Below are 21,153 nucleotides of genomic sequence, written 5' to 3' on the forward strand. Positions count from 1 at the left end.
CCATAGCTGATGGCCCGAGCGGTAACGATCGCTGCAATACCGGATTTCACCATGAACATCAGCCCAGTTATATCGAGCTATAATGACAGGCCATTTAAACCAGGGAATGCGATTTTTTTTATATTTATATACATAGATTTTACATCGATCACGGTTTAAACGAATTGGCTGATCTCTGGGAGTTATGGAATATATTTTTATGCAAAAAAGGAACATTGTTGAAAAAAAAATAGTGCTCAACACACTCAATATCGGCATAAAAACACAACCGTACTCTCGTTCTACAGAAATGCTATGAACCAACAAACCTAACATCAATACTAACATTAATATTGCAGACGGAATCATACCCCACCAAGTCATTCCTTTGTCATAACGGGGGATCTCAAGATACACATTATTTAACCTATTCATCCAGAGCAACTGAGGCGGCACCAGCTGTGGCTCACTGTTTTTCAGCAGCTCCTCCTTCCAGGCACTAATGGGAGGGTTAAGCTTCGGTTTAGCGCGAGCAAACAAATTGTCGGTCATACTCCAGTCCCTTATTGGCTATCTGTGGTGGCTGAAAGCTACTTTCAGCATCGGATGTACTTACATACCCACTTCACTTCACTGCACTCTCTGGCGTATCTTCAGCAGGGCTGCCAGTAAGGTCCCTCGAGGCTGCTGTCGCAGCATTCATCAAACACGATACCAGACTGAATGTTCGACCCGGTGCTGGTAATGCCATCGCTATTTTCCAGCCGGACAGCACTGTTGTGCATCAGGGTTCGCAACGTATCGAGCTGGCTCAGATGGTTAAGCTCCAGACGCTGCAGTACTTTTCCCAGACCAGTAAGCAGTTGCTCCGCCCGGTACAACTGGCTGAGGTCACTGTAGTTCAGTTGGAGCGAACGCATTCGTTGCTGCAAACGCGGACTCAGTTCGCTGAGGATGTCCATTCGGGCATGTACCGGCTGCGGCCACATTGTCCCCCACTGATGGCTTATCAGTGCCTCCAGGATGGATAATCCTTCATTCAGACCGAACAACCCGGCCAGTTGCGTACGGGCCAAGGTGTACCAGGCTGCCGTCTGTAGCTCCACACCATTTTTCCCAAATAACGAGAGGCAGAGTTTTTCGGCATAATGCCAGTTCACATCCGGGCGTGCCGGATGCGTCAACTTGCTCAGTTCTTCGCGCAGGACGGCATAATCCTGTAACGTACGCGGGTCACCGCTAGTTTTGATTTTATGCGTGGGGATATCATTCATGACCAGTTGTCCATTCGAGGAGTCTAATGCTAAGGCGCTATTAGTGTTTGTGCGGTTTCACTTTCAGCTTAATTAACCAAGAGTCTTATAAAGGGCCATGGCTGATGAAACAAACCACAGCGCCAGTACAGAAAAAATTGCCTTATAAAATATAACCCTTACCCCACTCCAACGTTCAACAAGGGTGCAAGTATTCCCCTTTCTTTTTCCCCACAAATGCGCCATCCCGTTATCAAACTCAATGAGGTCGCATTCACTCTCAATGAGTTGAAAAAGACGTTCATCTAGCCACAGGCGCCAGCAGTAATAATGAGTCAGCAAAAAGAGTCCCATTAGCAACACACAACTGGCTGAAAATAAGAGGTTAAAAGTCAGCACCAACGGCGGCAGCGTCAGCGCCGCAAAATAGCGCCAGCTCGACAGATGAATGTGCATGATTTTGTTGGTCATGGTGATATCTGACATTGCAGCTCCTTGCTGAACGTTTCCAAAACCTGAAGATGAGCGAATGTAAGCACTACCTGGGGCCGCCGGGATTTGATTAACGCCACGGCCTGCGTGACCGATCCGGCGTGCCCTTCACTTAGCAGCCAGGCCGCAACAATCGTTGCACTGCGGGATAAACCTAAGGCGCAGCACACAAGCACACTTTCATGTCCTTGCTGCATCTGGCTAAGCTTTATCACGGCCAGGTGAATATCACGTACGCCCGGCACCACCAAATCCATCAGCGGGTAAGCTTCCCAATGCTCTGTTTTACGGCGGCCTTTATGAAATTCAGCCGTCAGGTCGAGGACTGCTACCTGTGCCACCATTGTGTCAGGAAACCGGCCCAGTGCCACACCGTCATAAATAACGTTGCTCAGAGATAATCGTCTGGAAAACCATTTTCTTGAAAGCCATGCCCCGGCTAAATAGGGGAACAATAGCAAACGGGCAGAGAGGGATACATCGCCATGGTTATTTTTCTGGAACACTGATACACCGAGCCCGGCATAGCCCGCCGCTACCATCAATAATGCTACCGCTGACCACAGTAAAGCGAAGCAGTGGTGGATCCATAATCCCGCCAGTAAACACACTATTCCACCGGCACAATATTTCGCGGCGAGCCGTACCGCGTACTCTGACGGACGCTTCCACCGCCAACGGTTTTCAACCGGAATGGCATAGCTAATCAACACCCCGACCACAATCCCGCTGACGACATCGATGAAATGGTGCTGCCAGGTGGTGAGAACCGATACTGCGATCAGCAAAAACCACGCACCGGAAAGCAGCCTTGCCTCCTTCCCCAGATGATGACGAAAACGCAGCCACAGCAGCCATGTCAGGATGATATGCAGCGACGGGGCCTGATTATAAGGCAAATCAAACTGTTCGAGCTGTTGAAATAGCCAGCCAAATATCCCCAGCGTTTCCGGGCGCACGAAAGTAAATTTCAGCGGGAACAGGAGAAAGCCCACACAGGCAATAAGCGATGCAGCGAGTAGCCGACAGCCGTGGCGGCTCAGCTCCTGCCTCGAAGTACAGATAAACAGCGAAATGCCATACAGCAGGTCAATGCTCCAGTAAGGCACGATCGTCCAGGGCATAAACGGGATAGCATGTTCCCACCCAAGGACCATGCTTCCCACATCATGACGTGTGGCCGTGAACTGATTCACCTGCCCATAGCTGAGGAAAAACAGCGGTCCCAGCAACACCGCCCAGCACAGCCCCCGTTTCCAGAGGCTGGTGTTGTTCTGCATGAGCGCGGACTCAGCCATGCTGCTTTCTCACGGCCAGCGAGACGGTGAAAATTCCGAACTCATCAATCAGCTGATGGCATTTATCGAAACCCGCTTGCTCCACCAGCGTGTCCATCTCTTTCTGCGTGCGCACACGCATAATCCACGGAATGCCGCTCTGATGGCTGGTTAAGGTATAGGCGATGGTTTTTAACTGCGGATGCCACGGCTGCCCGGTGTAGACCAGCACCCCACCTGGCGGTATTGCCGCAGCCAGCCCGGCGAGCGAGGCTTTGATTAAGGCGTTATTCGGGAAGAGTTCATACAGCCCGGAAACGATCCCAAGTGTAGGAGCGGGCTCAAGCGTGGCGAGAGAGTCATAGTCAAAGGCATTGCCCTTTTTGAACTGAGCGACGTGGCTTAACCCTCGCCCTTCAATCATGGTCTGGCCTTTCTCAACATTCAGGTCGCTGTAATCACACAGCAGGATGCTTTCAATATCTTGATGTTTCTCCAGCGCGTCGAGCACATAGCGGCCGTGTCCGGCTGCGATATCCACTACACGTACCGGCATATCACTCTCTTTCAGCCGGGTGACCGCCTGCTCTATGACCTGCTGAATATTGACTTTTCGTACCCGGATCCCCTGCCAACCAATGCTGTTCAGGTAGTATCGGTCAATCATGCGCCCCAGAACACCTGTACCTTCCGGATAGTTACGGTACACATAATCCAACGTGCTGCCGGAATCAAAGCCCGTTTTGTAGCCCAGACGCATCCCTTTTGACAGTCTGCCAATTGTTTTCATGCCATAGCTCATTGAGGAATAGAACACCCCCTCCAGCGAGCGTGCTTTTGGCGGTGCCTGCAGTTCGCGGTACGCGTCAGCGCTCGGGCTCCATTGGTCTTCATGGCTGTAATCGAAGTTATAAGGTTTTACCGCATAGAGTTTGTCGATAAAGGTTTTCATTTTATCGAAGGCCAGGGCGCGATCTTTTTCACCCAGCGTATCGTGATAGAAACCGGGTAAAATATGCTGCTCTTTGATAGCACTTCGCAGACCGGCGTAGAACTGTTTTTGTGGCTTTGCGTGCACTACAAAATCATCGCCAGAGATAAGTAATTGGGTTGGCAGAGTAATGGCAGCAGAGTCGGACACAATACGCTCTGCCGTTTTGTAGAGATCGAGGAGAATGTTCACCGCGATTGCCCGAGTAATGAGCTTATCCTGCTCAAAACTGGCGACACGCTCCGGATCGTGGGTAAGGAATTTCCCTTTCACGTAGGAGTTGACGTAGAACAGACCACGGAGACGCTGCATCAACCCAAGACCCGTGCGGGCGAATGGCACATACAGTTTGACCTTAAAGGCCGGAGAAGCCAGCACCATCCCCCGAATTTTCGGCGCATAGTCGTGAACCCAGGTGGAAACCAGCACTGCCCCCACGCTCTGCGCAATCACCACGATATCCTCGAGCTTGACTTGTGCGTCCTTCGCCACAAAACGAACAAACTCATCCACGTCCAGAACAGAGCGAGCCAGGCTCGGGCTGTAACCACGATCACCCGGCGACTGACCGTGACCGCGAGCATCCCAGGCGTAAAAATGCGTGTCGGGCATATCCAGCTCATCGACAATATGTTGCAGACGCCCGGAATGTTCATGCCCACGGTGAAACAGAACAATTACTTTATTGCCGTTGCCTTCCGCTGCAGGCCAGTGGCGAAAATAGAGCGACTCTCCATCGCTGGTTGCGAATGTGCTTTCCTGAAATAAACGCGCTTCCTGACTCATATGATTTTCCTTGTCGCCTGCTGTTGTAATGTGACGAAACGAGTGAATAACGATTGTTTAAACGTGGCTTTATCCGCGTCATAAAACAGCGGTTCGTCGATGAAGATGTCGATAAAAAACGGCACGGGGATTTTCTGCCCTTTGCCCATTGAGCGGTCCAGCCCGTGCATATAGACAGGGATAATCGGCACCTCCGGGCACTGCTGGCTTAGATGCCAGATGCCGGATTTGATCTCTGAAAACTTCCCCGGCTCGCCGCGCGTGCCTTCGGGGAAAATAATCACAATTTTCTTTGCTGCCAGCGCATCGACACAGGCCTGCAGCGGATTGGCCTGATGAGCTCCGCGGTAAACAGGAATGATGCCGATGACCTTCAGGGCAAACCAGCCAATCACTTTGTTTCGCAGGAAATAGTCTGCCGCCGCTACCGGCTGCACGTTCACCAGCGTTGAAAGTGGGAACAGCGTGAACAGCGTCAGCACATCCAGATGGCTGTTGTGATTCGCCACGATAATGGCCGGGCCTTCCACAGGCAGCTTTTTGCGGCCCGACACGCGAACACCCAGCCAAATCCAGACCACGGGGTATGCGATGCACAGGGTAAAGATCCAGCGCAGAAAACGGTTCATCTGCGCCTCCTATATGTAGAAGTAGTAATAGAAGTGGAAGAACAACGGCGCGGTGTAAATCAGCGAATCCAGGCGGTCGAGAATACCGCCGTGCCCCGGCAGGAGTTTCCCGGAGTCTTTCACACCAAAATCACGCTTGATGGCCGACATCACCACATCGCCGCAGAACCCGCTCAGGCCGATAATCACCCCGGCACCCAGCGAGTGGATCCAGTTCATCGGCGTCAGCAGCGGGCCGAAAATGGCCGCCAGCAGCGTGGTGGTCAGCACGCCACCCAGCAATCCGGCTAGCGTCTTATTTGGGCTGACCTTAGGCGTGACCTTGATTTTGCCAAGCGATTTCCCCCACAGATATTGCGCAATATCGTTAAGCTCGGTGGTCGCGACAAGGAAGATCACCAGAAGTGCGCCCGCTTTGATATCCACGCCTGGCAACATCATCAGGAAAGCGACATGGCTTAGCGCAAAGACCGTAGTCATCATGCCCCAGTGCATGACGGAGGCTGAGTGTAAGAACCCTTTCGTATCGCCAACGAGCACCATGCGCGCGGGCAGGAATAAGAAGACGTAAATTGGGATGAAGATAATGAACATGCCGTACCAGGACATGCCCACCCAGATATATTGCAGAGGGATCGCGGCATACATCCACAGCAATGGCACGCTGTCAGAGCGGCGTGTCGAGGCCAGCGTCAGATATTCCTTCAGGGACAGGAAGCTGAGAAATCCGAAGAAGGTGAGTGCCAGCCCTTTGGGGGAAAGCATCGCCAGCGAAAATAAGCCAACGATGCCCCACCAGCTGTATATCCGTTGCTGAAGTTCGAGCCAGTCACGCTGCGGACGGCATTTTTTTAAGATGAAGATGACAACGGTCGCCAACATTAAAATGCTGAAGATCCCACCCAGGCAGTAATACAACGTGTGCAGGGAATCAGGCATTTCCGACCTCCAGTCCGCTGCGACAGCGGTTGATTGAGGTCCAGGCCAGCAGGCCAGCCGAGAAACCAAAGACGATATTAGCAACAATGATGTACTGCGGCCAAAGCGCGATAAACAAGCCTAACGCCCCCAGTACAAAGGCACGGTCACTTTTGCCCATCGGACCACGATAATTTCGGCTGCCCGTCAGCGTCTGGGATATGACGCCGCAAAACTCTGTCAGCCACGACAGCAATACCACCAGCACAACCAACCATGGGCAAACACCGGTCAAAAAAGCAAACGCGAGATAGAGCGCGGCATCAGCGATAATGTCACTAACCTCATTGAGGATCGCTCCAAGCCTGGACTGCTGGTTAAACTCCCGCGCTAACATGCCGTCAATGGCATTGAGTGCCATACGAATAAACAGAAAGACAGGGAGTAAAATATAGAGACGGGGTTCGGGAAAGAGCATCAACACTGCGCCGAGGACCACCGAGAAAATTGCCGCGCTGGCGGTGACCTGATTGGCAGTCACACCTCGGATAAAAAATACGCGGACTATTGGTCGTAATAAATCCTGAAATCTTGGTTTAATATCGTAGAGAGTCATATTGTAATTTAATATTCCATTTATCAGAAACGATTCACTATCTGGTATTTCAATGCCCATTGCTATTAATATGATGACTATGAAGATAAATCACATCACCATCAATTTAATGGCATGCAGGTATACCTGCACGCTTTCTCATTAGTCTTTCTCGATAGTTTCGTTTTCACTCAGGCCATTGTATATGATGCGTCTTTGCTTTTAACTTGAAATAGAGATAGATGATTTGCCTTCCCATTTTTCACATCTGTAGAATCCGGAATTGATTTCCATACCTTATTCTTGTAGTCATAAATAATTTTATTATCAGCGGCACTAACACTGCCCCCTTGTTGTTAACTTGCTGTACATCATATCCTGCTTAAAATGCTTCACCAGAATACAGGCAAGTCCACTCCGATATTGGTGATTTTTTTGGAAGTACTCATCATCAGACAATGCGGGGTATTTAAAATCACTAAAATACATATTGCATGCATCAAAACTGGATGACGAAGAAATGTTGGCACTTGAATCAGATGACAGAGCTCTAGTTACAGGAACAAATCCTGCGTCAGCAGCAAGAACAGAAGCCACAGAGAAAGAACTGAAACCGATAATGAATGGCATGCAAACTTTTTTCATAACATTTCGTCCTGTGCTTATATACTTACATGGATGTCCTAATGACTATGAAATTTAACTTTCCCCCTGGCTTCGACCATTGATAAAATTTTTCAATTAAATATATCTTTAACTCTATATCTCTCACTTACATATCGAATGCAGTTATTTAAGACTTTTGAGAGGAATAGAGCATGACTTTGGAGTGTTATCGTCATAAATGATATTAATCAGATCATAACCTTCAATACTTACGTTAACAAAGTCATCGCCGCATGTTGGCTTTATCTCTTTGAACTTTTTGTCGGCAGGAGAAAAGAAAAATAATCTATAGATTTTATTAGTACCCATTCCCTTACCCAGAGACCAAATACTAAAATCTTTATAGCCATCACGATTGTAATCTTCAAATGTAATGTGATTTTTTTCTCCGATGAAACATCAACATTTTCTAGATTAAGCTGCTTGCTGGCTTCTGAAACTGATACTTCCAACGAATCATTATCTTTCAGCAAAACCTTTGCAGAAAGTTTTTTCCATTATTAACATCTAAAATTCAATTATCACATCCAATTGCAATCTTTGTAAAAATATACAGGAAGAAAAAATATATTTCATGATAGTATCATTAGGAATTTTGAGTGATTATCCAGCAGGGCTTACACTGGCTGTTGCTCAAGGATATCTATTAAATTCCCACAAGCTATTTTTCTCGCACGTTTCAAAATTATCATCATCCGTAGGATCAAATTCTGACCCAACTGGCTTCAAATTTCCATTCGCAAGATTAAAAAACAACCCCTGATTGGTTCCGATATAGGCGAGATCCTTTCCTTTTATAAAATCAATGCTAAAAACACCTTCACTCACACTCTGTTCAATTTTTTTATATCTGTGCTCCAAATCTACAAGAATCACATTTGCATCCTGAGGATTGCCCTCATTAATTATTTTCGGCTTACCCCAGAGAATTATTTTATCACCACTACATTTAACACTATAGCCATTGATAACAGTATCAAAGTTAAGAGTCTTTGTATGATTGTTAATGTCAACGGTTATCGAGTCAGTACCATATAATGTAACTCCTGATGCATATGCATTAAATGGAATAAAAAACCGGCAATTGTTGAAATAATAAGATTCATTTGTTAGTCCATCTATATATGAGATACTCTAATTATCCCCTTCTGCGACAGTGCCTCTACAATAAAGTGTAGTGTATTAACAAAACCTGTCAGCTTGAGCTCTATTCATTATCAACGCGATCCTAGTGTAAATTAGCATCACCACTGAGTTTTATTTAGCACACTCCTCAGCGTTTTTCCCATCCACAGATAAACTCTCGAGGTCTTTTATTTTAATTTTGCCTGCAGCTAGTTTTGAACTAAAATCTTTTGAGAAGCAAAAAAAGCTGTCAGAATAAAAATATATTTCTTCAGTTTTATCTGGTGTATCACCTTCTGACTGATATAAAGCATCGGTCACATACCATTTAATATCTTTGTTACCTTTAATAATCTGCATTCTATCGATACCAAGGCATGGTTCAGAATCTTCGGCATATCCAGATTTATCATTCCTTTGGTATGAGGTATTGATTATTAACTTTGAGCACTACGTTACACCGACTGTATGGCTCTTCTTTACCAGGTAGTCCTTCGCGATTAAAAACAAATGGGTATGCGTTCCCTTTACCTAACTTCTGGAAAATATAATAAGGCGGGAAACCCGTGTCAGGTGCATCAATTTGATATACTTGTGATAGGCCGTAAGGTTCTCCATCCTTGAAAGGATAGCTTTTAACTGACGATAATACATCTACATCATTCGCAGACGCACCCAATGAAAAAAAATTAATGGCACTAACAAAACCCAACAATAAAATTGAATTATTCATAATTAACCGCTATCTCACTTGCACTGTCTGGTGTAATCAACAGTGATTTTTACAGTACTACGACCTTTTTGTACTTGAACTGTTTCTTTGGCATTTGTTGTTAAGACATCATTTAAATAGTAGAACGCATACCGTGTATAAGCCTGTCGTTCAAAATATCCATACCCGCCACCATTAACTAGAACTGAACACAGGGAAAGATTACGAAACCCCGCAGCCCGCAAGGACTGACGCGAGGTACTTCCTGTCCATTGCTGCCCGACGCATCTTTCTACGCAGTCCAGCCTTGAATTCTTTATTCTGCGATAACATATTTATCGCGATATGCCTGATCCCGGAAAATAATTCCGCTGCGTCCCCTCTTCTTATTCAGCAATTATCTTCATTCATCGCCACATCCAAACGCCAGTGTAATTTATTCTCAATCTGCCAGTGACCGCGGATCGCTGAGGAAAATTTCTCTGCTGATATATTTGAAGAGCTAATATAATAATGCACTGTCATTTCGGGTTCTTTATTGTCTGCTGTTATTTCCGAACGAAAGCAAACTGCCATCCCTACCTTTCTTAAATTCTTCCAGGCGAAGGTATAATCGATAAGTTCATCAGGAATATCACTAAAAAGATGAAGCTGGGTTTCCTGTCTTCCATGACTTTTTTCTTCCGTTACAAAACTGTCTACCTGTGGATCATTGATACATCTCACGGGAAAAGTCTCTGCTAACGCACGGTATAATTTCCCTTGATTACCTTTCACCGCCAGTAAATAATCCCCTTCATGCTTGCAGACCTTTTCAGCGATATCTTTCTGACATCCCATCGCATCCGTCGTGATGATTTTTCATTTTAAATCAATTAACTTTAACAGTTCAGGCATGGCTGTTATCTCATTGCTCTTTTCAGCCGTTTTTAACTGTCCAAGGACAATACCGCTCATCGAAGAAAATGCACTAACGACATGTATCGCTCCGCGTCGTCTGCTTTATCATATGATCTGCACAGCGTTTTTCCATCAATCGTAATAACTTCTTCATCGACGGTATGACATTCTTTCATCCAGTTAATAAAGCATTCATGAAATTTATTAGGGCTTATATTACTCACTACTCTAGCAATAGTATCATGTACGGGAATACCGTTTTCAAAATCACCATAGAGTTTCAAAAAATCCATATTTACATGACCAAAATCCTCAATGCCTTCCCATCCCTCAGAACCTGAGATAACGACACAAATAGTGAGAAGAAGAATATCAGATAATTTATGGTCTATTTTCTATGACTGACGATAATCAGGGATAATAGTAATATGCTTCATTAAATCTTCAAGATTCATTGCTCTAATTCCATTTAGTTTTGAATTAAGAAGACTTGATCACATTCATTTCTGCTTAGATATCACTTAATGACCCACTTTTGTCACAGGTCAATAAATGCACTATTTATTGTGTGAAAAACGTACTTTTCGTGATCTTTCCCTGGGGGGAATTACCGATAGAGTAACACGGGCAATAGAAAGCAAGCTAGACAAGCTGCCAGTGGATGTGTACTCAATGGCGGGGGGTTATTCATCTTTTAGTGGCTGTAGGGTCAGTTGGTTATTTCCTGCTTCGATAACGCGGGCGTTATCCGGGAGGAGGTCATCTCGGCTCAACACCACACGCCAGGTGTTATGCTCCTGGTCTGGCGTCATAAACATGCCAGCCACTGCTACGTAACGTACGCTCTCCTCCATTGGCATGTCGACCATCACCGCTCCCCCTGGCTGCAGGCGAATGTCTTTTTCTGCCACCAGATCGGTTTTGATGGCCTGGCTGTCAGTCTTAAACAATGACGGATAGTCCGTGCCGTCGAAGATATTGCGGTCCTTGAGCAGGTAAACACGTACCATGGTGGACAGTGAAACCCCCCCCGCATTCTGATTTACCGCCTCACGGGCCCGAATATCCAAGTGAAGCGTTTTCACCTGTTTGTAAAAAATAGATTTGGTCATGGCGGCAGTGCCGTCTGTAACGCTCTGGGTCAGCCCACAGCCTGCCAGTATCAGTGTGATAACGGTAGCCAAGGCAATATGGGGTAATTTACCAGCGATAGTCGCCATCTTCATCAGTTTTCCTACGGTGAATGTTTTCCTTTACCCGTTGATAGCGGCCAAGATTGATGGTTATTGTTCTGGGCTGTGCGGTGGTATTCGCCACATTCAACGGCCGCATCACGGCAGTATGGCCCAGCTGTACCCCACCTGCTTTAGGTTGACTGGTTAGGGTGGCGTCAGACAGCAGGCTACGGTCAACACACAATTGCAGGCGTACATCGAGGCGTGAGCCGAGCCAGACATGCAGCAGCGCCATTAGATCCGCGTGAAGATCCCCCCCAGGTAACCAGCCCTGCACCTCCGTCGGATCGGTGGTCGCCAGGCGCATCAGCACCTGGCTGTTCACGTCAGTAGCATAGTTGCCCATCACTGGACGATTTGCCAGGGTGACAGGCTGACTGACACTCATGGCCAGCTTTTTTTTCAGCGGCACACGGTGTTTATCATGGTGCCAGATTTTCGCCTGTGTGTTGGGCGCCAGCAAACGTACCAACGAGGCCATTCCTTCCGCAGTCCGCCCTGGTAGCAACATCACCGGTAGCAACGCCAGAAAACGTGAGGCCGGTGCCGCGATACTTTCCGTGCAACCCTCAATGCCGAGCCCTGCCAGTCCCAGCAAGTACTGGGATATATTGTCCTTACCGCCATCCTCGAAGCTCGCAGGGTACGAGTACTTACGCCAGATACGATAATATTGGGCAATCAGCCGGTGGTTAAAGATATCAAGGAAATCCGTGGTCGCCTCAATCCCTTCCCGCCCCTGGGTAATGTCATCGATATAGTGCGTCGGCAACGGTGACTCTACACCATACAGCCCCATAAAGGTGATGCGTACTGTGGGTGGCAAGTGCTGATGTTCAGGCAGCTCCATTCCTTTGATTTCTGAGACTGGGAATCCCATCCCCGGATGCGGCCGGAAACGTAGCGGTTCATGACGTACCTGCCACGTGCTGCCGATCACCGGTTTCCCCGGCTGGCTCTGCTCCAGCAGCTGGCAGAAGCGGTAAAAGTTGATATAGGGCAGCCGCTCTTCCAGCTGCGCTATCAGCCGGGCAGACGCAGACTGTGGTTCTCTTTCCACCGGATGCATTTTCCTTCTGGCTGAACGATGAGGGTAAGCTGGTTAAACTGGTTCATATCAGCATAGAGTGCGAAGAAACGGTTAAGCATTTCACCGAACAAATGGATATCCCCTTCGCCAGTGAAACCGTTGCTGTCGAGGGTAACTTCAATATCCAGCCCCCGCAGTATGAATCCCTGTTCAAAGCGCTGCAGCCGATGGTGCGCCACCTGTTGAATAGCCTCCAGACGCCGGGTGTTTAGTTCGTCTTCCTGCCAGTTATACAGCGCCAGCGTCCCACGCAGCACTTCGGCGGTGCTCATCATATTAAGAAAGCCAGAGCCGAGATGACTCAGCACTCGCCAGTGAAAACGGTCTTCTGCAGGTGGGTAAACCGGCAGCGTGGGCTTACAGAGATTACGTACTGAGAGTGGTGTGTCTACAACCTGCTCACAACGGTCCAGCAAGGTACTCTGCAGTGCACGACGCGGTAATTGGCCATTGGTTCCGGTAATTTGCAGTGATACCGCTTCGCGGTCGATAAGTCGGTCATTTTCCCACCGGCAGCCACCCAGTATCAACCAGGTGTCATACAGCCCGGTCACGCTGCGCTTCACTCGGGTGTGGTAGTAACGTGGGGGGGCATGGCGGCGCATCATCCCACCCTTGTGACGAAAACTGCTGAACGGCACGTACTCTGCGTCATTAGCCCGGTTTGAACCGGTGACCGAATCCACCGAATAAATCTCGGTATGCCCGTCCTGTAACCGTTTAGGACGCAGCAGATACTCACACTCAAGACCGGTGATAGTGAGCGGATCTGCATCCAAAGTGAACAGATTAATGACCGGTACACAGTGGAGACGAATGGCATCATCGGTGATCGGCAGATCCGATGGCCAGGGTGTCCTGAAGACCACCTCAATATCGAAATACTCTCCGCCGGCCGGCGGCGTGATATGCTCCAGGCCATTAAGGTGGACAAACATAAATTTCTCCCGGAAGGTGAAGTATTCCAGCAACAACTGATAGCCGCTGAAAGCCGTATCTCCCTTTGGCCACAGGCCGTCTTCTTCACCAAAACCGCCTGGTGAAAAATACCCGTCAAGATGAATACGTTCGGCCTGCCCTGGCAGGCGTATATACAGTGCCGCCTGGCGTTTGGTCAGCATCAAATGCAACTGACTGCTGACGGGAGTATCCGCACCAAGATACAGGCCCAGTCGGCTAAGGTCAGCACTAGCCCAATCTGCCTGGATGCTGCAGGCAAAACGCATCCGCAACAACGAGCGACCGTCAGATTCAGTGGTCATGGTAACCCCCGAGACCATCAGGGGATTGAGCATCACATCTTGCGTAGTACGGTAACGGCATACCGTGTTATTCGGCCCTAGCGGGCGGGAATAGATCTCAAGACCCGCCGGTACTACTTCCGCCATTTTCATAGCCTGCAGTGCCGGGGTCAGTGCCACCACAGAGAGCGAAGGAATGGTGCGCAGGTAATGTGGCCAGAGCATACTGACCAGCCCTTCGGTCAGTTCTGGCAGATCATCGTCTATCTTTTCACGCAGACGTCCCATAGAGAAGGCAAAACCTTCAAACAGGCGTTCAACATAAGGATCCGGTATACCGGCTTTATCCAGATCCAGCATCGCTGCACGATCTGGATGGGTCTGGGCGAACTCTTTCGCAGCTTCACGCAGGTAGCGCATCTCCGCATCGAAATAGCGCAGGGTTAAATCGTCCATGAGGTTCTCACTTTTGTAGCGTTCCGGGCAGTCACGGGATCATTTGCTATTGCCATGTTGTCCACCATGATGTATTTCACGCGGAAAGGTAATTTCCACCTCACAGGGTTTTTCTGTTGCGAACAGAATCGTTCTGCCCTGGCTGTCACTCCCCCCCGAATAGGTGTCATCTGGCTGGCATTTATTCGTCATTTTATACGTGATGAAAGGCTTAACCTTCCCGTCACGTGAAGTGGTGATAAAACCTTCAGAATAATCATATAAATGATTCATTGGCTCAATCACATAGTCTTTTTCGGTCACACGTCCTGAAACGATAAATTCACCAGTATCACCATTGCCGTCCAGAATACCTATCGCAACATCTCGTTGTTCCTTTACCCGCCTGGCACCTTGAGGCAGTTTTTTTATCTCATGACCAGAAAAATCAATACGATAATATTTGATCCCAAGCCACTCCTTATGAATATTTACAGAAGAATCACACCCAGATAACAATAAGAGAGCAAAAATAAAAAAAACACACTGCATAACGCTATTTACCTTTTGATAGTCATTCACTGTTCTCTTTCGATCTCAGCGAAATAAAACGGTTAATTTCACATAGCACTGCTATTTTTTAGCAACTAACTGAATTTCAGATGATGGGCCAGTATCTCAAACCGCTGTTCAGGGGCAGTGAGGGGAGTATCGGCTCGCGAGTCCCGTTCAGCCAAAAGGGGGGCTGGCGGAGGTGTGCGGGAACCTTCGCTAAACGGCCTGCACAGGCAAGTTACTCGGGTTCTGCGGCGGTGGTCGTGCTAAACATGGTCTCCGGCAAACGAAAATTACGCAGTTTCAGCAGTGCCAGTGGCCCCTCCCCCGCTTCGGTACGCAGGGTATAATTCAGTCTGCGACCGTCCTGGGCTTCCCAGCTCAGGCTGTAACTGCTACCAACCCCGGGGTATGCGCTCACGGAGGCTTTATCAAGCAGGCGGATCCAGCCCCACGTGCCGGGAATATCGGCATACTGCCGGGTGCCGGCCTGGGTACTTATCCAGCTCAAATACGCACCAGGGGCTTCCGTATCGGCAGGCCAAGTGAAATGCTTCCAGGTGGGGAGCTGATTAACATAGGTCAGCGCCTGACCGTCAATAACCATATCGGTTTGCATTACACCGGCGGCGGTGCCAGGGCGCAGCTCGAAGTTCACCCCGGCACGGCCTTCCGTAAAGGCGATATCCGAGATATCACTCAGGGTATTGATTGCATTGAGGAACGCTGGGTTAAAGACCAGACCTTGTGAATTAATACTGTCCGGCACCCAGTGGCGGCCTTCTTTATGCAGCACTCCTTTGAGATTAATCTGCAGGAACTGCGCAATACGCCCGGAATCGGCATTGAGGTATTTGGCCAGCAACGGCAGTGAGGCATCACTGCTGGCATTGTTGAACGGATAGCGTCCGCCAAAGGCTGAATACCATTCACTGACCACAGCCTGTTGCCACTGAGCATTAAGACTCTCTACCGCCGGGGTCAGCACCTGCTGCCAGGCCTGTTCCATAGGCTTCACAAATACTGTACGACCAAAACCACTCCACTCCTGACCAAGCCCGGCAGCAATCAGGCTGCCATAGTCACGGGTTTCTGTCAGATCCACTGCTTTGCCCTGAAAAACCGTCCGGGCAATCGTCTGGGCCATCGCCTGCGGATCCGCCGCATTGGTGACCTGCTGCAGGCGCAAGCGCACCTGGGTCACGCGGGTCAAGTATGCCTCCAGGCCCGGCACCGGTGTTCCCGTCCGGTTCTTGTCCATCAGTGCCAGTACCGGGCCAAAGGTTGCGTCCAGTGGACCCTGTACTCCGGCATGCTGATCAATGACATCCTTGTTATCACCAGACAGTAAATTTTTGGCTGATTTCACCAGTGAATCCGACATAGCGCCCCCGGCCTGCCCGGTGCGGCCCTGCACATTCAGCGTGTTCATCAGCGCCACCAGCGGCGACAGACGTACGTCTGTCATCAGGGTCAGCTGGTCAATGGTATCTGACAGCGTGGCCGCCTGATTCCAACGCAGGCTGTTGAGGAATTCCAGCCACGCCCCACCAAAGTCAGCGAAGTAACGTTCCGTAAGACGGTTTTTTAGCGCCTCAGGGGACATCGCATCCTGTTTATTGGCCTGATGCCTGCTGTCCGTGATCACCCAGTCGAGCTCATCCCGGCGAGCCTTCACCACATCCTCGATAGCTGGCTGCACCGCCTGCTCCCAGGCCTGACGGGTAAACATCCCCGGCACACTTTCCGGGCTGCTGAACAGTCGGGCGGCATCAGTATCCCCGGTCATATCGTCGAGACGCATATCCACATACAGGTGTGCCACTTGGGAGAGCATCTTCTGGTACAGGGCTGATTCACTATTGCGCACCCCCATCAGACGAACCAGCAAGGAACGGGCCTGGCTGACCATGCCATCATCGGTCTGGAGTTTCCACTCCGGATGCGTTACCAGTTGTGTGCCATAGAACGACAATAGTGAGGGTGCCACCCCCTGCCAGACACCGTCTTTCACGCCATCACGTTTTGGCCAGTCATGCCGCAGCGTCGAACTGAACCAGGCCGCGTCCATATGATCCGGACGGGCCAGCATCAGGTAGAGTTTGAGCTGATCATAGGTGGTTTTTGCCTTCTGTTCACGCAGCGGACTGCCTGGCGGCAGCGCATTAAAAGCACGGACTTGCTTCTGCAGATGCGCCGCCGCCGCATCACGTAGCAACGGCATCGCGCTATCCTGATAGCGTGGCCAGAGTGCGGCCAGCAGGGCATTGTTCTGACTCAGCCCGGCCTGCTCATACCAGGGCACACCATGCTCTGCACGGTACTGCAGGCGAGCGAGCGTTTTCTGCAGTTCAGACAGGGCAGACAGACGCTGTTCCAACGATATATTCTGACGGGCAGCCATCGCGATCCGGGTTTCTGCGTCGCCAATCTGACTACGATTAGCCACATACGCAGCCCCCATCCATATCGCCCAGGCAACCATCGCCAGGGCGACGGCTGGAGACATGACCTTATGCCAGGGAAAGCCCAGCCTGCGGGGGCGCAACGCGGCAGGAAGTAAATGAACAGAATCCGGGATAACGTCCCAGCGCTTATCCCTGCCCCAGTGGTGCGGCACGGTACGTTCGCCACCGGCTGAAGACTGACTGAACACCACGCCAGCCATTGGTAGCGGGCGGTACGGGTTGAGCATCACCGAAAGGGGCACCGTCACGCTCTCCGGCTGGCAAATGAGCTGATCAGCCAGTGCCAGCAGAAAGGCGTGTTTCACCTCGCTACAAGTCTGTTGCAGACCCTGAGTGGTTAGTTCCCCTGCCAGGGCTGCAAGCTGTCCAGTCAGCCGATCAGCACCGCATCCGGCAGGCAGCAGGCAACCCGTCGCTTGTACAATACGCCCTTCCTGCCTTCCTGCCAGGAGATGCAAGGACCAGACATAGAGCGGAAGTTTCCAGCCCAGCGCATCCATACGGCTGCTGATGGCATGCGACAGAGCATCCATGGTGCTTTCTGACGGTACTGGCAGCGGCTGTTCCAACCATGGTGCTGAGAGCCGGTCAAACGCTGACGTGACCCACACCAGCCCATCGACCGGGCGACGGCGCAGTTTGCGCAGCGCGGTCAGCCAGACACTGTCTGCTGGCGTATTGAGATCACCGCCCCACAGTAACAACGTGCCACGGTCTTCCTGCCAGAGCTGAACCGTCAGACCTGGAGTCAGTTGCTCCACGTCAACGGCCGTACCGGTTATCAGCAGGATGCGTGTTTTACGCCCCCAGCGACGACCGTAGAGGTTACGCATGGCTTCACGGATGGTGTCGACGGTGATATTGCGGGGGGGAGTCCGGGCAACTCTTGATTCATCAGAAGGCAGCGCATTGTTCTTTTGTTCCCGCCAGCGGTGATACTTTTCCCGCATAAACCGGAACATGAACGGCGTAAAGAAAATGATAAGCAAGACCATCCATACAGCAACAAATGCCAGCACTTGCTTCAGTCGGGTATCAAGGCCATACGAGGGGCCAAAATGCAGGATCAAGGCCACTATAACCGCTGAGATGCAGGCTATTATGCCGGCAAGCCCCCCTCTGCTCCATGAACTACCCGGCATCATTATTTATACTCCCTGAGGTAACAGTACTGACAAAACGATCAGTACCTGAGGTAAACAGCCCTAAAACAGGTTTGTTGCTGACGGACACGATGTCGGCCAGTAATGTGGCTAAAAGCCACGCGCTCCCGGCTCCTGGAATACCGTTATATTTTTCCAGTACATCAATTTCCTGGGGCACCCACGGTGTCAGATGTGATTGAGACGCAGTCATTAGATCAGCAAACCTGTCATTCCAGTGCCCGTAATCACAGAACACATTTGACGTCTGACAGGCGATGGTTTGTGTTTCGAGGAACAAACCCATATCAGTCCTGAAATTTGGCATGTCCAGCGGCATCGGTCGCAAGATGCGGGCAGAGTGAGGAAGCTGGTATTTTTTAGCAACATCATCGCTGGTAAGTACCATTGCTGCGAGTGCATCGGAATACAGTTCAGCACCCTGGTTCTGCAATATCAGGATCAAATCAATATCGAAAATGGGATTTTTAAGGCGCTCTTCGATCCAGGCAAAAGAAAGAGCTTCACAACATGAAATCGAACCTGTCAGCGCACGCCCAGGATAAATTTTTTCCCATGATTTGCGAAACCTGGTCTCGAAGTCTGACGAAATCATGTCGCTCACAATGGTGACGTTGAACGGCACTGTCGCAGGCAACATCGCGATCGCGTTTTGTACACCAGTCAGACCCAATTCGAGCAAGGAAGTGGACGTCGTCGATTTCGCATCAAAATGACTGGTCAGAGAAAGAAATTGCGGCGCATCTGCAGCATCTGATTTAGCAATGGCGTAAGAGGTCACTCCGGAAGGTAGCAGTATGCAGCTTCCAAGCACGGCCAGATAGCGCCCAGCCCAGGCCTCCCACTGTTGCTGCCCGTATTCCGCTTCCTTCTGCAAAAACTGATGTTCATTGACGGTTCTGCCCCACAGCCCCCCCCGTAAACAAAACAGGAAAAACCAGCCAAGAACAGGGCTGGATGCCAGCCACCAGATATTGAATGCAGCCAGTGCCTTAACCATGCCTGATACATGCAGGATAAACAGCAAAATACCTACAACCGCGGCAACACCCCCTGCCAACAGCCATCCCGTAAAAGATGGCTCAGGAGGCAACGTCATTGTTGTTGCTTTCGTCCTTTCCCAGCCCATTGATTATCCTACTGTGCTGTTCTGAGCACTTGAAATTACAGTACAACCGCACTGGCATTTGCAGCCATCGACGACAACAGCCCGACCGTTAAATGTCCGGTGTGGTGCTCCTTCCACGATAGGATTAGTTCCATGCCCATCCACCGGGCAGCTGACCATATCCCCAACTAACGCGGCCTTTTTCCCGTCGACAGTAATACTGGAAGAGGCGGAGATCACTTTTCCGCCGTAAGAAGTTTTATCACCAAGTAAAACTAAACCTTTTGTCATGTTTAATCCTAGAAAAATAAATAAAAATTATTTAACGACTATTTTTTCGACCTTATCAAAATCAGGGAAAAGCGTTCTCCAGGAACAACACTTCCATCTGAACAAATAATCTTTGGATATTTACCTTTTATTTTATTTTCTTTTCTACATCAACGAATCTTGTTATTTCCCCCTAATCTAGTTTAGGGGAGAATTTCACCGAAAAATCTCACCAACTCGCAATGACAGAAAGCCTCTCTTACCAAATAGCGACAAGCTATTCTATACCCCTCCCATTTTCCTCTCTCTTATATAAGAGTAATATTTAGGAGATAAATCTACATCTCCTGCGATAAAGGTAAATTGTCCATTGCGAGAAGCATCATGATCAAAGGCGAGTGCCACACCTACTACCGTACCTGGAGCAAGGTCTTTGCCAAGATGTATCGCGTCTATATACTCGATACCTAAATTGACCGCACTCAACATCCATTGACATGGACCACCACCAGTCATAGCAACTTTTACTTTCCAAATATCCCCTTTCTCTTGCTGCATGGGCATACCAATAACGTTATAGCTGGATTCTGTGATAACAGAGCCATTAAAGCCTCTGGCTCTATTTTTCATGCATTAATTGTCAACACAGCAAAATGATATTTAGCACAAAAAAATTGCGCACTCAAAATAGATCTGAGCTATTCAGTTTGTTGAAAGGTGGTAAGTTTTAACACATATTAATATTGAATGAGCTAATATTTCTCTTCCTCAAGAAAAAATCCACATTGGAATTATTTGGTAATTCAGTTTTGCAATATAATTTAAGTGCTTTGTCAACAAAGTAATATACATCTTTAGCTGAACTACCCGCATAAGCATCAAAATAGATTGTAATTGTTTTTGTTCTGCTGTCGATTACGGGATCCGTTGTAAAGAAAACACGCTTATCTTTTATTGCGATATTCGATACACTTTCAATAAAACTAACTGATTCTTTGTCAAAGTCAAATGCTCGGGCTGCTGTCGCAGTGTTTGATAAAAAGCTTAAAGCAACGAAAAAAACCATTGCCGACATTACATTTTTCATAATTCACTCACCCTCATCGAATTTTAAATCAAGTAAACCTCGACTCATTTCATAACACACTGATAAAAAAATACCAAGGAGAGCAGAATAATTTTTTATGGGTTAGGAATTTCCCATCAACTTTTATCCGCATTCAGCAAGTCTCAAATGCATAGTGCTAACGCATAAGCGTGATAGT

At 48.9% G+C, this 21,153-nt stretch carries 20 protein-coding genes and 2 pseudogenes; all 22 read right to left on the reverse strand.

Features of this window, described 5'->3' with window-relative positions; genetic code table 11:
• The coding region (locus JK154_RS16945) for a DUF6708 domain-containing protein (protein ID WP_211993894.1) at window positions 1-531 on the reverse strand (531 nt) is incomplete at its 3' end.
• A 155-nt stretch (window positions 532-686) separates the two neighbouring features.
• Window positions 687-1,253: pseudogene (locus tag JK154_RS16950) on the reverse strand (type VI secretion system ImpA family N-terminal domain-containing protein); the annotation flags it as partial.
• 72 nt (window positions 1,254-1,325) lie between these two features.
• Window positions 1,326-1,718 (reverse strand): hypothetical protein, encoded by a 393-nt coding sequence (locus tag JK154_RS16955; protein ID WP_211993896.1) that lies wholly within the window; start codon window positions 1,716-1,718, stop codon window positions 1,326-1,328.
• Window positions 1,700-3,022 (reverse strand): phosphatase PAP2/dual specificity phosphatase family protein, encoded by a 1,323-nt coding sequence (locus JK154_RS16960; RefSeq protein ID WP_211993897.1) that lies wholly within the window; start codon window positions 3,020-3,022, stop codon window positions 1,700-1,702. The genes JK154_RS16955 and JK154_RS16960 overlap by 19 nt, the downstream gene beginning before the upstream one ends.
• Window positions 3,015-4,778: a bifunctional alpha/beta hydrolase/class I SAM-dependent methyltransferase gene (locus JK154_RS16965; protein ID WP_211993899.1), complete on the reverse strand. Its 1,764-nt coding sequence runs from the start codon at window positions 4,776-4,778 to the stop codon at window positions 3,015-3,017. The genes JK154_RS16960 and JK154_RS16965 overlap by 8 nt, the downstream gene beginning before the upstream one ends.
• Window positions 4,775-5,407, reverse strand: a complete 633-nt coding sequence (locus tag JK154_RS16970; RefSeq protein WP_211993902.1) for a lysophospholipid acyltransferase family protein — start codon at window positions 5,405-5,407, stop codon at window positions 4,775-4,777. Before JK154_RS16970 ends, JK154_RS16965 begins: the two co-directional genes overlap by 4 nt.
• A 9-nt stretch (window positions 5,408-5,416) precedes the next feature.
• Window positions 5,417-6,346, reverse strand: coding sequence for a phosphatidate cytidylyltransferase (locus JK154_RS16975; RefSeq protein WP_211993903.1), 930 nt, complete (start codon window positions 6,344-6,346; stop codon window positions 5,417-5,419).
• Window positions 6,339-6,941, reverse strand: a complete 603-nt coding sequence (locus tag JK154_RS16980) for a CDP-alcohol phosphatidyltransferase family protein (RefSeq protein WP_211993904.1) — start codon at window positions 6,939-6,941, stop codon at window positions 6,339-6,341. The genes JK154_RS16975 and JK154_RS16980 overlap by 8 nt, the downstream gene beginning before the upstream one ends.
• Before the next feature lie 315 nt (window positions 6,942-7,256).
• Window positions 7,257-7,565 carry a hypothetical protein gene (locus JK154_RS16985; RefSeq protein WP_249215982.1) on the reverse strand — a complete coding sequence of 103 codons (309 nt, stop codon included), beginning with the start codon at window positions 7,563-7,565 and terminating at the stop codon, window positions 7,257-7,259.
• Between the two features lie 654 nt (window positions 7,566-8,219).
• Window positions 8,220-8,462 (reverse strand): hypothetical protein, encoded by a 243-nt coding sequence (locus tag JK154_RS17765; protein ID WP_249215983.1) that lies wholly within the window; start codon window positions 8,460-8,462, stop codon window positions 8,220-8,222.
• Between the two features lie 381 nt (window positions 8,463-8,843).
• Window positions 8,844-9,071: a hypothetical protein gene (locus tag JK154_RS16995; protein ID WP_211993906.1), complete on the reverse strand. Its 228-nt coding sequence runs from the start codon at window positions 9,069-9,071 to the stop codon at window positions 8,844-8,846.
• Window positions 9,072-9,120: 49 nt separating this feature from the next.
• A complete protein-coding gene (locus JK154_RS17000; protein WP_211993907.1) occupies window positions 9,121-9,444 on the reverse strand; it encodes a hypothetical protein in 324 nt (107 codons plus the stop codon).
• A gap of 201 nt (window positions 9,445-9,645) precedes the next feature.
• Window positions 9,646-10,778, reverse strand: a pseudogene (locus tag JK154_RS17005) (ISAs1 family transposase).
• Between the two features lie 228 nt (window positions 10,779-11,006).
• Entirely contained in the window at window positions 11,007-11,543 is a 537-nt protein-coding gene (gene tssJ, locus JK154_RS17010) for a type VI secretion system lipoprotein TssJ (RefSeq protein ID WP_211993908.1), read from the reverse strand.
• Window positions 11,524-12,627 carry a type VI secretion system baseplate subunit TssG gene (tssG, locus tag JK154_RS17015; protein WP_211993909.1) on the reverse strand — a complete coding sequence of 368 codons (1,104 nt, stop codon included), beginning with the start codon at window positions 12,625-12,627 and terminating at the stop codon, window positions 11,524-11,526. Before tssG ends, tssJ begins: the two co-directional genes overlap by 20 nt.
• Window positions 12,582-14,345, reverse strand: coding sequence for a type VI secretion system baseplate subunit TssF (gene tssF, locus JK154_RS17020; RefSeq protein WP_211993910.1), 1,764 nt, complete (start codon window positions 14,343-14,345; stop codon window positions 12,582-12,584). The genes tssG and tssF overlap by 46 nt, the downstream gene beginning before the upstream one ends.
• Window positions 14,346-14,384: 39 nt before the next feature.
• Window positions 14,385-14,876: a hypothetical protein gene (locus JK154_RS17025; protein WP_211993911.1), complete on the reverse strand. Its 492-nt coding sequence runs from the start codon at window positions 14,874-14,876 to the stop codon at window positions 14,385-14,387.
• Between the two features lie 241 nt (window positions 14,877-15,117).
• Window positions 15,118-18,492: an ImcF-related family protein gene (locus JK154_RS17030; RefSeq protein WP_211993912.1), complete on the reverse strand. Its 3,375-nt coding sequence runs from the start codon at window positions 18,490-18,492 to the stop codon at window positions 15,118-15,120.
• A complete protein-coding gene (locus JK154_RS17035) occupies window positions 18,479-19,639 on the reverse strand; it encodes a hypothetical protein (protein ID WP_211993913.1) in 1,161 nt (386 codons plus the stop codon). Before JK154_RS17035 ends, JK154_RS17030 begins: the two co-directional genes overlap by 14 nt.
• Window positions 19,640-19,642: 3 nt before the next feature.
• Window positions 19,643-19,909, reverse strand: coding sequence for a PAAR domain-containing protein (locus JK154_RS17040; RefSeq protein WP_211993914.1), 267 nt, complete (start codon window positions 19,907-19,909; stop codon window positions 19,643-19,645).
• A gap of 261 nt (window positions 19,910-20,170) precedes the next feature.
• Window positions 20,171-20,518 carry a hypothetical protein gene (locus tag JK154_RS17045; RefSeq protein WP_137427079.1) on the reverse strand — a complete coding sequence of 116 codons (348 nt, stop codon included), beginning with the start codon at window positions 20,516-20,518 and terminating at the stop codon, window positions 20,171-20,173.
• A 97-nt stretch (window positions 20,519-20,615) separates the two neighbouring features.
• Entirely contained in the window at window positions 20,616-20,975 is a 360-nt protein-coding gene (locus tag JK154_RS17050; RefSeq protein ID WP_211993915.1) for a hypothetical protein, read from the reverse strand.
• Window positions 20,976-21,153: the final 178 nt, after the last annotated feature.

The sequence above is a fragment of the Citrobacter sp. JGM124 genome, assembly GCF_018257795.1.
GTDB lineage: Bacteria > Pseudomonadota > Gammaproteobacteria > Enterobacterales > Enterobacteriaceae > JGM124.